Origin of the sequence: Dyadobacter sp. CY345, from assembly GCF_021502725.1 — a bacterium.
Lineage (GTDB): Bacteria > Bacteroidota > Bacteroidia > Cytophagales > Spirosomataceae > Dyadobacter.
Genome location: NZ_JAKFFS010000001.1, coordinates 1,578,419 through 1,593,245, shown reverse-complemented (window position 1 = coordinate 1,593,245; position 14,827 = coordinate 1,578,419). Strand labels below are relative to the sequence as shown.

Sequence of the window (14,827 nt, the reverse complement as noted above, 5' to 3'; positions counted from 1 at the left end):
GTCAGATAGTAAACTTGCCGGCTGTTTGACGGTTGACCGTCTGGATTATATTTAACAGTTCAACAAGATCTTCCCTAAAAAGCACAACCTCATCCCCTTTCTCGGTCTTTATTCTTAGGTAATTACACACTTCATATGTTGAACCGAAGCCATCTCTGATCCCGCATACGGATCTTTCAATCGTACCGGTCGCTTTTATGGATTCTTTCGACAATGCAAATTGCAACTCCTCGATAAGCGAATCGTTTTCATCCACCTTAGGCACAAATCCCGCCAACTCCGCTATTTCTCCGGCTAACAGTATGGCCTTGCTCGCATTTTCATTGTATTCATCTACTTCATTAAAGTATTGGTCCTCATCAACCGCATTGTAATCAATCTTTGACTCCTTGAATGTTATCGCCTGATCGTATAGCAATTTCTTTCCAGCCATCACGGCGCCGGTTCCCACCTCCTTTAATAGCTCCTCAATCTCAGGCATAATCACTTTCTTCTTTCCATCATCATCAGAATGAATGATATGATTGTAGTCTGCAAGGAGACGCTTTGTTTTGTCACTTAAAATGACTGGAATTTGAATTTGTTTGAACATAGTTTTTCTGTTGAGGCTTTTGGTGTAAAGCCAGATTTATGTATGATTAGATTTTGATAATTCTTACTTGATCAATTTCGTCTCAAACGAAACTCCATATTTATTGGCAAGGTGGATCTGACCTTCCGGCGTTACATATGTTTGATAATATGGCCTAACTTCCGACGTGACTTTATTTTTGTATTCCTTTTTGTTAAGCTTAAAGAACTTTCCGTTGTAAGCACTTATAGGATCGTTTTTCCGCTGACCGCTTTTGATTAGATAACCGTCCTCTCTGAGCTTCTTGAAAAACTTATTGGGGCCCCATCCGATCAATTTAGCAAAAACGATTATCTCAATTACCTCTTTGGTTTGCAAAAGCAACTCCGAAGCGTGTTTCACCTCTTCATCTGAAAATATCTTCTGTTCTTGCGATTTTATATCCGATAACACTTCCACAACCATCCTCAGCCGAAAGTAAGTGTCAACTAACTGCTGAAACGCATCCCAGGCCTGATCAGTTCCTAAACTTTTTACGTGATTAAATGCACCCTTTTCGGTCCATAAAATTAAGCGTCGTGTTTTCGGCGAAATTTGCAACCAGAAATTTTCCGGTCTCAAACGAAAGGCTTTTAGCTCCTCTCCTTGCAATACGAAATAATGAACCCCTTCAATGTAGCGACTCTCATTATTTTTGAAATTGTCCGATAGGGTATCGTTCGAGCATCCTAATTTTTCTGAAAGAATGGCTCCCGGAACAACTACCTGTTCTTGGTATGCTACCTGTTTCATGTTTCATGATGAAGTAAATTTTAAACTTGACAATTCCGACTTACAAAGTAATAAGCGAGGTGAATTCGAATAAGGCGGCTGTCACCTTTTTATTTTCCTTAGCCCTCTTTTGTTCCAATTCTTTAATAACAGAAGTTGCCGTCTCTATAAAATGCAGCAAATCATCCGGTGTCGGATTGGCATTTCCATTTCTCCACTTCGAAACAAGTGATCGTGAAGTATTCAGGCGATCGTAGAATGTCGTAATACCGTCAGGGAAAGACTTTAATTTGACGCTCACTTTGTCAATCAACTCCTTTGTTTTAACAACTTCTTTTTCCATTTCTATTATATTTAAATTTACCGTTTGATTAAAATCCCTTGCAACTATAAAAATACAACTGTATGTTTGCCAACATTCTAAATTTATTAAGCAAATATAAAACCAATAATTTAATTTCCTAAGATATTTCCACTTTTTTATAAAATTATAATTGTATCATGAATCAAACCTTTGGTCAAAACGTTCGCAAGACACTCAAATCAAAGGGTATTACTCAGGCGCAACTTGCTAGACTGCTTAATACTTCACCACAAAACATCACAGCAACTCTCAACCAAGAAAATCCAAGTTTTCAAAAAATAAAGAAAGTTGCTGATGTATTAGGCGTCAAGGCTGAGGATCTTATTTCTAATGAGTTTGCCTTCCGGAAGAACGAAAAGGAGAATAAAAGTGACACAATAAAGGTTCATGCCGATGAGCAGTCAATCTCTAACGATGGTGGAATAGTTAAAAGAATTAAACAGTATATTGATTACGAAGGCATCAGAATTAGCGCATTCGAAAAAGAGGTTGGTTTTTCGAATGGGGCATTTGCAAGCCAGGTACGAAATAACAAAACTATTGGATCAGATAAATTAGAAAATATCTTAAAACGGTATCCTAGAATAAGCTCTGAATGGCTTCTGACCGGCGAGGGAGACATGCTTAAAGGGTTTGAAGATGGGCCCAAGATCGAAATTTTAAAAAGTGACCCCAGCACTTCAATAGTTGAACTTGGTGAGGTAATCGGTCTACAAAGTAATTTTTATGTCGTAGTATCTCCTTTATTGGAGAAGAAATACTTTAAGAAATATATACAAAACTATAATGACAATAAATTTTTAACAAATCTACCAAGGCACGCAGTATCTATTGAAATTGAAGATGTAGAATCCGATAATTTCGGACCTTACAGGTCATTCGAGGTGACGGATGGTGAGATCACTGGAAACGTAACCGATAGTATATCCAATGGTAGCATAGTGACTGCTGTTAAGATCGAGAATAATATTGTCGAATTTAATCTAGCCTCACTTACTTACAAGCACCTGGTTTTGGTGATGAAAAGTGGAATTTTTATAAACGCCAATATTACCGCGGCATTCAAAGAAAGCCTAACGTTAGTGCCGCCTATGACTTACAGTGAATTCGAGCAATATGGACTTCTTAAACAATATGGGCAATTTAATATGGGAGACCTTATTGAATTATATGCAGTTGTTGCTATATCAAAGATCATGTAGGTAGTTATTTAAAAGCGGAAATTTATAGAGCAAGCTTATTATCGGCCTCGACAAATATATGGAGGCCGATTTCATTTGATCATAATACAATAGCATCTTTTGGTCGAAAATTGTATTTACCGCTTAATAAATTGTCCTTTTAAGACACTTCTAATTATTGTATGTTACCATCCGTAAGCCAAACTTTATTATACGGCTGATTATTCAAACGTGGACTCCGTATCTATCAGTGACAGATGCACCAAAAGAAAGCTTAAGTCAGACCTACAATAAATAACAACGGATCAGAGCAGTCCGGGACATTTGAGATGAAGCAAAATTTTGAAGTTTGGCATGTTATAGCGATCACTCAATACCCAAAATGAAAATTAATAAGTTATTTATATTAAAGACACCTCGAAGTTTACCAGATAAACATGAGACCAAAAGAAATTATTTCCAAAACAAGAATACCAGAAATTGTCGTAAATGATGTATCACATAGTAGTCTACATGCGACGCAGGTATATGCGGAGATACGTTCTGAATCCCCGATCGACATTACTTATGTTATTGATCTTTCATATAATCTAAATACAAAAAATCCATCTGCCAGCAGCGATTTTGATTATTTCCTCGAACATTACGATAAACTATCGCTGATAAGAATTGATAGCAATAAAGCCGTTAAGATAATTGAAACGCTTAAAAAAGGAAAATCGATTACATTCAGCGACATGAGAATTGAGTATGGATCAAAATCTAAAATTCATAACAGTTTTTGGTATGATGCAATTTTTTCAATAATCAACGACTCATTAATAATATCCGAAATAAAAATAAAACAACCTCCGCAATTTTAATCTTCTCCAATGGAATGTAACAACTCCAATGCTACACTAGAAGACATGGCGTTTCAACTTTTAAAACTACGAGAGGAGAATTTCATTATAAAGGCAGGAATACAAAAGCTATTGGAGATTTCCACCACCAATGAACCTCGTCATCTTCCAGCACCATTGCCTCTAGATATTGAACGGTTTGAAGTCTATTTAAACTCAACAGAGGTTCAAAGAATACTCAACGTAACTGCTCCTGTAATTTATGACTGGATCCGCGATGGTCTCTTATCAACGAGAGACTCTGATACTAAGATTACAAATAGGTTTCTGCTTTCTGAAATCGAGTGGCTCAAAAAACAAAATTTCCGTAGACTAAATACAAATGATATCCGAGCTCTTATAAAGAAAAAGTCGCTTGAATATCGGCGTATTTAAAACAATGAAGCTAAGTTTTATGTAACTAGAAAATCTGGTAATACTGAACAAAACATTCAAAATTAAGCATATGCCACTACTAGTTGAGATAAATAAAAACCTTATCAAAAGCAACGAACTTTCTGCCGAGCTGATAAAAAGCCTCGAAGGAGTCGCAGGTATAAATGAATCTACCGTAGACCGCTTTGAGGTTTACATAAACTCCACCGAGGTTCAAAGAATCCTAAATGTTTCCGAACCGGTTGTAAGGCGATGGGTTACCGATGGACTCTTAACAATCAGGAATGCAAGAAGCGCTTTAAACAACAAGTATTTCCTTTCTGAAATTGAATGGCTAAAAAAGCAGCATTACCGAAAACTAAATGCTGAGGAGATGCGCGCCCTGGTAAAAAGAAAGAATTTTGAATACAAAAGAATTTAAGGTTTAAATTAGATTCAGAAATTTTAATAATCTAAAAGATGAAAGGTAATGGACCTTTGGAAGATATTGCATTTCAATTATTAAAATTGCGAGAGGAAAATTTTCAGATTAAATCAGATATTCAAAAAGTTCTGGACATTACCGAGGGATCAACCGCCTATGCAAAACCAGGAATAGCAAATCGAGAGAAATCTCATCTTGATTTAACTTTTGAGATTTACTTGAACTCCTCTGAGGTAAAAAGAATATTGATGATTTCACACCCTACATTACAAGGGTTTGTGAAATATGGTATGCTTAGAAAACATCAAAACGAATTGACTCCGACAAATTGCTTCCTGTTGTCGGATGTCCTTTGGATCAGGAATCAGAATGTAAAAGGAGTAAAAGGTGCCAGGTGGAAGGAGATACTGCGTAAAAGACAGAGCGACTTAGGATACTAAATCAGAATCGTAGAGGTAATTACAATGCTTGAAGAAATTACTATCAAACTATTATTGAGGCCGTTACCAGAAAATCTTGCAGCGCTGATATTCAACAATTTATAAACCCGGTTTTTAGGTTTTTATAGAAAGTTTCGAAAAGTCAGATCAAAGTTCTATGAAAACAAGCTTTCTCGCGTTTATGAAATGACACATTATAATAATTACCCTGAAATGGGGGCTTGCTGAAAATAAATTAGTTATAACAAGACAACTATTGCATTGAGATATAATGCATTAGATTGTAAATCTCGGCAATATTATTCCTTCTTTGCTTCTGTAGGGTTATGTTCATCAATTAGTGTGATCTTGTCTGTGCCGCTGACATATTCAGAATAGCGTTTTTGGGCTCCGAAGTAAAAACCTACAACCACAAGTGCTAGATCTTTTAAAGAATCTGCGTAATTGACCCCTGCCAAAGCCGCAATGGTAAATCCTGAGATTATTATAATTGCAATCAGACTCTGTACATTCCATTCAAGCTTAAAAGAGGATGAAGTGTCAAACCTGATTCCGAGTTTACTCAAAATCCAGTCAACAAGCACAAGGATTAACGCGAGTTGAAGAAACGGTTTTAAAAAACTGTAAATCTCTTCCCCTAGATTCGTTATGCTTTGACCAAGCTCGCTAAACATTTCTCCGTATTCTTTATCTAGATTTATATTATTATCAGCCTTAATGAATAATTCCAGTCCTTTGAATATTAAAAACAGAAAAAGCAACACCCAGAAGATAGATTTCCCTGCGCTTAAAATCATTTTAATCGGATTAGACCTTTCACTTAAAGGACTTTTGTAAGTATTGGAAGGTTCGCTATTCATAGGAACAACTTGTTAAGGTTCCTTAATATTGTAGAATAAGAACTTGCGCAACAAACCACTCAATAATTATTATAACAATAGTTATCAACAAGCATCCTCGAAATAACCAAGGACAAGATGTCGTTACAAGGATTGATTTATATCAGAGGAGGCATATTAAAGAAAAAGTGCACCTCTCTCATATGGTCGAGAATCATTGTTAGTTTCATTGTTAGAAAAGAAAAAAGCACTTAGCGAAGCTCGCTAAGTGCTTGATTTTCTGGTGATCCCGTTGTGATTCGAACACAAGACCTACTACTTAGAAGGCAGTTGCTCTATCCAGCTGAGCTACGGGACCTGGTAATACTAAAACAGTTGGTGGTATGCAGCAAGCAATTAAAATTGCTTAGTGGTACTGCCAACTGAGTCCTTAATTTATTGTCGGGGAGACAGGATTCGAACCTGCGACCCTCTGGTCCCAAACCAGATGCGCTACCGGGCTGCGCCACTCCCCGAGTTTGCCCAAATTGCCAATTTAATATTACAGTTAAATTGACAATTCCAGAACGTACGGTTTACCGTGTAAATAGAAACAGTGTAGAGGAAGCGGGATTCGAACCCGCGGTACCCTTGCGAGTACGGCAGTTTAGCAAACTACTGGTTTCAGCCACTCACCCATCCCTCCGTCTTTCCGTTCTGGGTTGCAAATATAGCGGGTTGTAATTCAAAAAAACAAATGTTTAAGAAAAAAAATCTTTGTCACAAGCTTCTATTGTCTATTTTTGAAAAACTTTTAATTAGTCAAAACGTTCATTATGAACTGGAATTACCCCTTTGAAACAACTGAATATTTTTTCATATTATTTTTTATTCTTGCGTACGTAACCTTCATTATCCGCACAATCCGTGTGGCCCGACAGCTTAATACCACTGCCAGAACTTTGATATTAAAACTTTTTTTGCGGACCATATACTTTGCATTGCTCGTCATCAGCTTGCTTGGCCCCTCTTTCGGGGAAGCGGATCAGGCTTTACAATCTAAGGGGAAGGATATTTATCTGCTGGTTGATTTGTCGAAATCGATGGATGCCACGGACGTGACGCCTTCCAGACTTGAAAAAGTTAAATTTGAAATAAATCGTTTTGTTCAGAATCAACGAGCCAACAGAATCGGCATCATCGTATTTTCCAATGACGCTTTTGTGCAAGTGCCACTCACCTACGACGCCGCTGCGCTTGAACTTTTTATCCAGAGTTTGCAATCAGATCTTTTGCCATCGAGCGGGACAAATATTTGTGGCGCGGCAGACCTTGCTTATAAAAAACTTGTGAATGGCGATGATCCCTCCGGAAGATCTAAAATGATGGTCATTTTTAGTGATGGTGAAAACAGAGGCGATTGCGTTGGTTATTTACACAATAATCTACGGCGGTTTGGGATAGGAGTTTATGTTGCCGGCATCGGCACTAAAAATGGCAGCAGCATTCCTTCGGAGGGAAAACCATTAAAGGATAACAAAGACAACCTGGTGATAAGCAAACTGGATGAGGATTTCCTTCAAAATCTGGCGACAAATTCGAAAGGATTTTATTACCAGCTTAATAATGAAAAGAACGAAATTAACCGGATGATTACCGATATTAACAACGCGAACGGAACACTTGTCGATACCAGAACGGTGACGGTTGTAAGTAACAAATATTATTATTTTCTTGGCGCTGCACTGTTTTTACTGCTGATGGACGTTTTAATTACCATCGGAACGTTCCGACTCTGACGATCTATTCTTATTTTTGCAGCTTAATCCGAAATGCTATGAATGCCCTGCTACTTTATTTGCTGCTGCTGCTGTGGGACAACCGTACGTTCGATTCTATTACAAAAACGAATGAAAGGAAGATCGGGGCTGAGATGGCTTATGAAAAAAAGCAGTTCATCAATGCTTCTAAACTTTACCACCAGATCACTTACAGCTCACTCTTTTCAGATCCGGCAGCGCGGCTGAATATGGCGCATTCATATTATCAGGCTGGTCAGCTAAAAGAGGCACTATACCATTATAAGCTTTTGCAAAATGTGAGCAATAAGACAATTTCTTCTATTGCGAATTGCCAGGTTGCATTGATCCTTGTTTCTCAAAAAGATACCGCCACAGCACTTGAAGATCTTAAAACCGCGCTCCGTCTTGAACCGAGAAATACGCTGGCCCGGTCAAATTATATAATTTTAAAGAAACGGTTTTCAGGGACAGAACAACCTTCCAACAAAAGCGAAGATAAGCGACAGGCCAGAAATGAAGCCAGTAAAAATCAGCCAGCGCCCTCACAACCAGAACAAAAACCGGAAGGTTATGAACAGGAGGAAGCTGCAAAAAGAGAACAGCTTCTTAAAAGCCTGAGAGCGATGAATATGTCGGAAGAACAGGCTCGTCTGATTTTGGATGCGATGAAATCAAACGAATCCCAATATATTTACCAGCTCAGACGAAAACAATATGCGAAGAAGTCTGAAAAAAATGAGACAATAGAATGGTAATTTTTACTATATAAACTCCATGAACAGTATTCCAGAAACGAACTTTCAATTTCCCGGCCAGACAGCTTTTTATAAAGGAAAGGTACGCGATGTATACTCCTTTGAAAATCGCCTAGTCATGGTCGCGACTGACAGAATTTCAGCATTCGATGTTATTTTACCCAGGGCTATACCTTATAAAGGACAGGTTCTAAACCAGATTGCCGCACATTTTTTGTCAGCTACTTCCGACATCGTTCCCAACTGGCTGCAGGAAGTTCCGGACCCAAACGTCAGCATGGGAATAAAGTGTAATGCATATCCAGTGGAAATGGTGGTAAGAGGTTATCTGGCGGGCCATGCCTGGCGTGAATATGCTGCCGGTAAAAGATCTGTATGCGGCGTTACTTTACCGGACGGACTGAAAGAAAATGACCGATTGCCTCAGCCAATTATTACACCAACAACGAAGGCACATGAAGGACACGATGAAGATATTTCCCGTGAAGAAATTCTGAACCAGGGTCTTGTATCTCAGGATGAATACGAACATCTTGAAAGATACACTTTGGCCTTGTTCAACAGAGGTACGGAGATGGCTGCCGACCAAGGGCTTATTCTTGTGGATACAAAATATGAATTTGGTGAACTTGATGGCACGATTTATTTAATAGATGAAATCCATACGCCAGATTCGTCACGTTATTTTTACAAAGATGTGTATGAAGAAAACCAACGGTTAAACCTGCCGCAAAAACAATTGTCAAAAGAATTTGTGCGGGAATGGTTAATTCAAAATGGTTTTCAGGGAAAAGATGGACAAACAGTTCCGGTAATGGACGACGACCGTATCCAGATGATTTCAGAACGTTATATTGAACTTTTTGAAAAAGTTTCGGGTAAAAAATTCCAGAAAAACAATTTAGATAATCCGTTACAAAGAATAGAAAAAGCCATTCTGCGTGCAATTGCGTAAAAGTCTGGACAATCACTCAACCTATCAAATCATCTGGTTTTAATAAAAACTCGTATGAATTACAGCCTACAAAAAAAAGAGCAGTACGCCTACATCGACCTTGAAGAAGCGGCGTTTGCCAATGATGTTCCGGCCTCTTTCGAGGAAACTTCCCGTGAGCTTTTCCGTGAGGGATTTAATAACCTGATCGTGAACATGCAGGTTACGAAAGATATTGATGCCAATGGGACTGCGATATTGAAAAAAATCAACAGACTTTGTATCAACGATCTCGGTATGTTGGTTATCGTTACAAAAGATGATGACTTTATCGACCTGCTTGAATCACTGAAAATTCCTGATCTAAACATTCTCCCGACACAGGAGGAAGCGATCGATGCGGTATTTATGAATAATCTTGAAAATGAATTCGGCGCTGGTGAAGATGATTATGATGCCGATGATTACGATAACGTCAGCGAATCAAAAGAGCCTTAATCGCTATTCAATTTAGAATCACATTAAATCACCCTCTTTCCGGGGGTGATTTTTTTATTTTTAACGAAATATTCTTAGCTTAACGTTAGAAAGAACTAATGCTGCATTTGCTTCGCTAAAACAACTAAATGTACAATTCCCGTTTGGGAAATTTCCAATAAACTTATCTGATCATTGACATATTATCAATATTTCCAGATTTATTGTAACTAAATAACCGAATTAATAAAGGTGAAGAAAATTTCGTGTTTCTCATATTACACCAAATATTTTTTATCATTATCTTGCGAGGCTTAACACTATTCATAACACAATAGCCGCGGGCAACTCATTTAATTTGCTTATTTATATAAATTCTACATACGAATTTGTAAATAAATCTACACTCTTCGATATATGTCGCAAATGTCTGAAACAATGGTAGAACAACAGGGGCTTTACCGCCCGGAATTTGAACATGATGCATGTGGGATAGGTTTCCGTGCCAACATCAAAGGTCGTAAGTCGCATCAGATCGTGGCGGACGCTATACACATGCTGGAAAGGATGGAGCATCGTGGTGCTACCGGTTTCGATCCAAACACCGGTGATGGTGCCGGTATCCTGATCCAGATCCCACATGAGTACTTTGTTGAGGAGTGCTCGAAAATTGGTTTTCAATTGCCTCCGGCCGGAGAATACGGCGTCGGAATGATTTTCTTCCCAAACGATGAAACCGTAAGGGAAGAATGCCGCGATATTGTCAACCGTAAATTGAAAAGGCTTGGATTGACTCTTTTGGGTTACAGAAAGGTGCCTACGCTAAACAATACGCTCGGTGAGGGATCATTATCCGTTGAGCCTTATGTTGAACAGGTTTTCATTAAACGTCCGGACGATGTCACAGAAGACACCGCTTTCGAACGTAAACTATATATACTACGTCAGGTTTCTGCAAGGTTAATCAGTGATACGGTGAAAGGTGCCAAAGGCGTCTTTTACTATTCATCTTTGTCATGCCGCACAATTTCCTACAAAGGACAACTGACTACTGCGCAGTTAAAATATTATTTCCCTGATCTTGAAAACGAATCAGTGGTTTCAGCACTTGCTGTTGTTCACTCCCGTTTTGCAACCAATACATTCCCGAAATGGGAACTTGCACAGCCTTTCCGTTACATTGCCCACAATGGTGAAATTAATACTGTTAAGGGAAATGTGAACTGGATCCGCGCCGGCGAGAAGGCTTTCGAGTCGGAGTTTTTCACCAAAGAGGAAATGGACATGGTTCTTCCTATTTGCGACAGAGGCCAGTCGGATTCCGCGAATCTTGATAATGCTATTGAATTGCTTCACCTTTCGGGCCGCTCACTTCCTCATGTGATGATGATGCTTGTGCCTGAAGCTTGGGATGGCAATGAGCAGATGGATGCGGAACGCAAGGCATTTTACGAATACCACGCGGCGATTATGGAACCCTGGGATGGTCCTGCATCCATTTCGTTTACAGACGGAAAAATGGTAGGTGCAACGCTTGACCGTAATGGTTTGCGTCCGTCACGTTACTGGGTTCTGGACGACGATACCATCATTATGGCATCTGAGGCTGGTGTTCTTGAAGTTGACCAGGCAAAAGTCGTGACGAAAGGGCGCTTGCAGCCAGGCCGTATGTTCGTGGTCGATATGGAACAAGGCCGTATCATTCCTGATGAAGAAATAAAAGCACAAATCTGTTCAGCGCAGCCTTATCAGCAGTGGTTGAATGAAAATAAACTGCGCGTTGAAGATCTTGATCAGCCAATCCGTACTTACAGACAATATGAAGATTCTTCGTTACTGAAACGCCAGATGGCTTTCGGTTTTACCTCTGAGGATTTGCGTATGATTCTTGCTCCGATGGCGCAAACTGGTATGGAGGCGATTGGTTCCATGGGTACAGACGTTCCGTTGGCAGTGCTTTCTGAGCAGAGCCAGCACATGTCTAGTTACTTCAAGCAGCTTTTTGCGCAGGTAACAAACCCGCCGATTGACTCGATCCGTGAAAGGGCAATTATGTCGTTGATCTCATTCGTGGGAAGTACAGAAAATATTCTGACCGAAACGCCTCAGCATTGCCGTCAGATCGAATTACCACATCCGGTATTAACAGTATCTGAGTTTGATAAACTAAGGTTTATTGATAAAAATCACTTTCAGGCAAAAACGATCAACATTTATTTCCGTGCCGACCAGGGCGGAAAAGCTTTGGAAAGAGCTTTGGCGAGAATATGCCGTTATGCCGAAGAAGCGATTGAAGATGGTTTTGAAATTATCATCCTGTCAGACCGCGCGATTGATTCCGATCATGCGCCAATACCAACTTTACTTGCCACAGCTGCTATTCATCACCACTTGATCCGTGAAGGTTTGAGAGGAAGAGTGGGGCTTCTGGTTGAAGCAGGAGATGTTTGGGAAACGCATCATTTTGCAACGTTAATAGGTTATGGTGCTGCGGGTGTCTGCCCTTATATGGCATTTGAAACGCTTTCCTTCATGAATCGTAAGAACATGATTGATGGCGAGTTCACTGATGAAAAATTATATTACAATTACATCAAGGCGGTTAACAAGGAGCTTTTGAAGATTTTCTCTAAAATGGGAATTTCGACGCTTCAATCATACCAGGGCGCTCAAATTTTTGAGTGTGTCGGTATGAACAAGGATGTGATTGACCGTTATTTTACAGGTACTATTTCCCGTATCAGCGGGATGGGTATTTCTGAGATCGCACGGGAAGTTTTGGTTCGTCATAAAGTTGCTTTTCACGAAGATTCAACCCTTGCTCCCCGTTTGGAAGTAGGTGGTTTTTATCAGTGGAAACAACGCGGCGAGGCGCACATCTTCAACCCGGCGACTGTCCATTTGTTACAACATTCGACGAAAAACAATAGCTACGCTGAGTTCAAAAAGTATTCTAAACTGATTGATGATCAGACGCATAAGGCGCTTACACTTCGTGGATTATTACGTTTCAAAAAAGGAACGCCAATTCCGATCGAAGAAGTTGAGCCGGTTGAAAATATCTTCAAACGTTTTGCTACGGGTGCGATGTCCTTTGGATCTATTTCTTGGGAAGCGCATACTACGCTGGCAATCGCAATGAACCGGATTGGCGGAAAATCCAACTCAGGTGAAGGAGGCGAAGATGAACTTCGTTATAAAAAACTAGCGAATGGCGACAGCATGAACTCTCAGATCAAGCAGGTTGCATCCGGTCGTTTCGGGGTAACAAGCCATTATTTGAGTAATGCCGGTGAATTACAAATTAAAACAGCACAAGGCGCAAAACCTGGTGAAGGAGGACAACTTCCGGGACACAAAGTGGATGACTGGATCGGACGTACGCGTCACTCGACTCCGGGCGTAGGACTTATTTCTCCCCCACCCCACCACGATATTTATTCGATTGAAGATTTGGCACAGCTGATCTTTGATTTGAAAAATGCTAACCGTGCAGCTCGTATCAGTGTGAAATTGGTATCAGAAGCAGGCGTTGGAACGATTGCTGCCGGTGTTGCAAAAGCACACGCAGACCATATCCTGATTTCAGGTTATGATGGAGGAACGGGTGCTTCGCCACTAAGCTCTATTCGTCATGCCGGACTTCCTTGGGAGCTTGGCTTGGCTGAAACGCATCAGACACTTGTAAAAAATAAATTGCGTGGCCGTGTTACCGTTCAGGCGGATGGACAGCTTCGTACCGGTCGCGACCTTGCGATTGCAGCAATGTTGGGCGCAGAAGAATGGGGTGTTGCAACGGCAGCACTTGTTGCGGCAGGTTGTATCATGATGCGTAAATGTCATTTGAATACTTGCCCGGTTGGGGTTGCCACACAGAATAAAGAACTTCGTGCATTATTTTCCGGAAAACCGGAACATGTGGTTAATATGTTCACTTTCATGGCCGAAGAGCTTCGCGAGATTATGGCGCAGCTTGGATTCCGTACAGTGAATGAAATGGTTGGACAGGTTCAATACCTTGAACCTCGCCAGGATTTGAAACACTGGAAATATAAAAATCTGAATTTCGACGCAATCCTGTTCAAGGACGCTGATCTTTCAGTTGCACAATACAAGCAGGAAGACCAGGATCACGGTATCGACCATATCATTGACCAGAAATTAATTGAAGCAGCAAAACCTGCTTTGCAAAATTCAGAAGAAGTATATGGCGAATTCGCTATCAATAACCTGAACCGCGCTGTGGGTACGATGTTATCGAACGAAATTTCGAAACTTCACGGCGGCGTTGGTCTTCCAAAAGGAAGTATCCATTTCCGGTTCCGTGGAACGGCAGGGCAAAGTTTTGGAGCATTCAACACAGCTGGTATCCGTCTTGAACTGGAAGGTGATGCGAATGATTATTTCGGAAAAGGACTTTGCGGTGCAGAACTGATTGTATATCCGGACCGCGATTCGAAGTTTAAGCCAGAAGAAAATATCATCATTGGTAACGTAGCATTTTATGGTGCAACGTCCGGTGAAGCATATATCCGCGGAACTGCGGGTGAGCGTTTCTGCGTAAGAAATTCAGGTGCAAAAGTTGTTGTTGAAGGACTCGGCGACCACGGATTGGAATATATGACAGGTGGTTTGGCAGTGATACTTGGTTCAACGGGTAGAAATTTCGCGGCTGGTATGTCAGGTGGTGTAGCCTATGTTCTTGACAAAAAAGGAGATTTCAAGGAAAAGGTAAATTTCGAGATGGTGACACTTGAAACCATTAATGAAGAAGATCAGCTGATCCTTCGTGATGCTCTTGATAAACATTTCCAGTATACGACAAGTAACGTCGCATTCCAGTTGCTGCAAAACTGGGAAGATGCGATCAAACAATTTGTGAAAGTTCTGCCAAGCGATTTCAAGAAAGCTCTGGATGGACGAGGCATAACACTTGCCCAGCAAATTGCGGACAAAAACGTTGTATATCAGGACATTGTTGTCGACGTAGAACATTTGTAAAATTAGTCGTTT

General features: G+C 40.2%; 14 protein-coding genes and 3 tRNA genes. 10 read left to right on the top strand and 7 right to left on the bottom strand.

The genetic code is table 11. From position 1 onward, the window contains the following. Position 1: 1 nt before the first annotated feature. The 3 genes from L0657_RS06655 to L0657_RS06645 form a co-directional block, all read right to left on the bottom strand. Positions 2-592 (bottom strand): hypothetical protein, encoded by a 591-nt coding sequence (locus L0657_RS06655; protein ID WP_235149635.1) that lies wholly within the window; start codon positions 590-592, stop codon positions 2-4. A 63-nt stretch (positions 593-655) separates the two neighbouring features. Beyond that, complete coding sequence (locus tag L0657_RS06650) at positions 656-1,363, bottom strand: phage antirepressor KilAC domain-containing protein (protein WP_235149634.1); 708 nt, start codon at positions 1,361-1,363, stop codon at positions 656-658. Positions 1,364-1,403: 40 nt separating this feature from the next. Continuing rightward, complete coding sequence (locus L0657_RS06645; protein ID WP_235149633.1) at positions 1,404-1,685, bottom strand: hypothetical protein; 282 nt, start codon at positions 1,683-1,685, stop codon at positions 1,404-1,406. Between the two features lie 158 nt (positions 1,686-1,843). Here L0657_RS06645 and L0657_RS06640 point away from each other — a divergent pair, with 158 nt between their 5' ends. The 5 genes from L0657_RS06640 (at position 1,844) to L0657_RS06620 (ending at position 5,028) form a co-directional block, all read left to right on the top strand. Further along, the gene (locus tag L0657_RS06640) at positions 1,844-2,908 is read left to right on the top strand and encodes a helix-turn-helix transcriptional regulator (protein ID WP_235149632.1); all 1,065 of its coding nucleotides are present in this window, start codon (positions 1,844-1,846) and stop codon (positions 2,906-2,908) included. A gap of 416 nt (positions 2,909-3,324) precedes the next feature. Continuing rightward, the gene (locus tag L0657_RS06635; RefSeq protein ID WP_235149631.1) at positions 3,325-3,750 is read left to right on the top strand and encodes a hypothetical protein; all 426 of its coding nucleotides are present in this window, start codon (positions 3,325-3,327) and stop codon (positions 3,748-3,750) included. Positions 3,751-3,759: 9 nt separating this feature from the next. Continuing rightward, positions 3,760-4,164, top strand: coding sequence for a helix-turn-helix domain-containing protein (locus L0657_RS06630; RefSeq protein WP_235149630.1), 405 nt, complete (start codon positions 3,760-3,762; stop codon positions 4,162-4,164). Between the two features lie 70 nt (positions 4,165-4,234). Further along, on the top strand, positions 4,235-4,585 hold the full coding sequence (locus L0657_RS06625; RefSeq protein WP_235149629.1) for a hypothetical protein: 351 nt from the start codon (positions 4,235-4,237) through the stop codon (positions 4,583-4,585). Positions 4,586-4,623: 38 nt separating this feature from the next. Next, on the top strand, positions 4,624-5,028 hold the full coding sequence (locus tag L0657_RS06620; protein WP_235149628.1) for a hypothetical protein: 405 nt from the start codon (positions 4,624-4,626) through the stop codon (positions 5,026-5,028). A 299-nt stretch (positions 5,029-5,327) separates the two neighbouring features. On the opposite strand, the gene L0657_RS06615 is transcribed toward L0657_RS06620, so the two are convergent. The 4 genes from L0657_RS06615 to L0657_RS06600 all read right to left on the bottom strand — a co-directional run bounded on the left by L0657_RS06615 (position 5,328) and on the right by L0657_RS06600 (position 6,552). Beyond that, positions 5,328-5,825, bottom strand: a complete 498-nt coding sequence (locus tag L0657_RS06615; protein ID WP_235149627.1) for a hypothetical protein — start codon at positions 5,823-5,825, stop codon at positions 5,328-5,330. Positions 5,826-6,148: 323 nt separating this feature from the next. After that, positions 6,149-6,225: transfer RNA gene (locus L0657_RS06610), tRNA-Arg, on the bottom strand. Between the two features lie 83 nt (positions 6,226-6,308). After that, positions 6,309-6,382: transfer RNA gene (locus tag L0657_RS06605), tRNA-Pro, on the bottom strand. Between the two features lie 83 nt (positions 6,383-6,465). After that, a tRNA-Ser gene (locus tag L0657_RS06600) sits at positions 6,466-6,552 on the bottom strand. A gap of 130 nt (positions 6,553-6,682) precedes the next feature. Here L0657_RS06600 and L0657_RS06595 point away from each other — a divergent pair. The 5 genes from L0657_RS06595 (at position 6,683) to gltB (ending at position 14,815) form a co-directional block, all read left to right on the top strand. After that, positions 6,683-7,645 (top strand): VWA domain-containing protein, encoded by a 963-nt coding sequence (locus L0657_RS06595; protein ID WP_235149626.1) that lies wholly within the window; start codon positions 6,683-6,685, stop codon positions 7,643-7,645. A 38-nt stretch (positions 7,646-7,683) separates the two neighbouring features. After that, positions 7,684-8,403 (top strand): hypothetical protein, encoded by a 720-nt coding sequence (locus tag L0657_RS06590; protein ID WP_235149625.1) that lies wholly within the window; start codon positions 7,684-7,686, stop codon positions 8,401-8,403. 19 nt (positions 8,404-8,422) lie between these two features. Then, the gene (locus L0657_RS06585) at positions 8,423-9,358 is read left to right on the top strand and encodes a phosphoribosylaminoimidazolesuccinocarboxamide synthase (protein ID WP_235149624.1); all 936 of its coding nucleotides are present in this window, start codon (positions 8,423-8,425) and stop codon (positions 9,356-9,358) included. Between the two features lie 54 nt (positions 9,359-9,412). Next, entirely contained in the window at positions 9,413-9,835 is a 423-nt protein-coding gene (locus L0657_RS06580) for an anti-anti-sigma factor (protein WP_235149623.1), read from the top strand. Positions 9,836-10,231: 396 nt separating this feature from the next. Continuing rightward, complete coding sequence (gltB, locus tag L0657_RS06575; protein ID WP_235149622.1) at positions 10,232-14,815, top strand: glutamate synthase large subunit; 4,584 nt, start codon at positions 10,232-10,234, stop codon at positions 14,813-14,815. Positions 14,816-14,827: the final 12 nt, after the last annotated feature.

Coding starts and splice junctions, on each gene's coding strand:
- L0657_RS06655 (WP_235149635.1), bottom strand. CDS start 592: ATGTTCAAACAAATTCAAATTCCAGTCATTTTAAGTGACAAAACAAAG.
- L0657_RS06650 (WP_235149634.1), bottom strand. CDS start 1,363: ATGAAACAGGTAGCATACCAAGAACAGGTAGTTGTTCCGGGAGCCATT.
- L0657_RS06645 (WP_235149633.1), bottom strand. CDS start 1,685: ATGGAAAAAGAAGTTGTTAAAACAAAGGAGTTGATTGACAAAGTGAGC.
- L0657_RS06640 (WP_235149632.1), top strand. CDS start 1,844: ATGAATCAAACCTTTGGTCAAAACGTTCGCAAGACACTCAAATCAAAG.
- L0657_RS06635 (WP_235149631.1), top strand. CDS start 3,325: ATGAGACCAAAAGAAATTATTTCCAAAACAAGAATACCAGAAATTGTC.
- L0657_RS06630 (WP_235149630.1), top strand. CDS start 3,760: ATGGAATGTAACAACTCCAATGCTACACTAGAAGACATGGCGTTTCAA.
- L0657_RS06625 (WP_235149629.1), top strand. CDS start 4,235: ATGCCACTACTAGTTGAGATAAATAAAAACCTTATCAAAAGCAACGAA.
- L0657_RS06620 (WP_235149628.1), top strand. CDS start 4,624: ATGAAAGGTAATGGACCTTTGGAAGATATTGCATTTCAATTATTAAAA.
- L0657_RS06615 (WP_235149627.1), bottom strand. CDS start 5,825: ATGATTTTAAGCGCAGGGAAATCTATCTTCTGGGTGTTGCTTTTTCTG.
- L0657_RS06595 (WP_235149626.1), top strand. CDS start 6,683: ATGAACTGGAATTACCCCTTTGAAACAACTGAATATTTTTTCATATTA.
- L0657_RS06590 (WP_235149625.1), top strand. CDS start 7,684: ATGAATGCCCTGCTACTTTATTTGCTGCTGCTGCTGTGGGACAACCGT.
- L0657_RS06585 (WP_235149624.1), top strand. CDS start 8,423: ATGAACAGTATTCCAGAAACGAACTTTCAATTTCCCGGCCAGACAGCT.
- L0657_RS06580 (WP_235149623.1), top strand. CDS start 9,413: ATGAATTACAGCCTACAAAAAAAAGAGCAGTACGCCTACATCGACCTT.
- gltB (WP_235149622.1), top strand. CDS start 10,232: ATGTCGCAAATGTCTGAAACAATGGTAGAACAACAGGGGCTTTACCGC.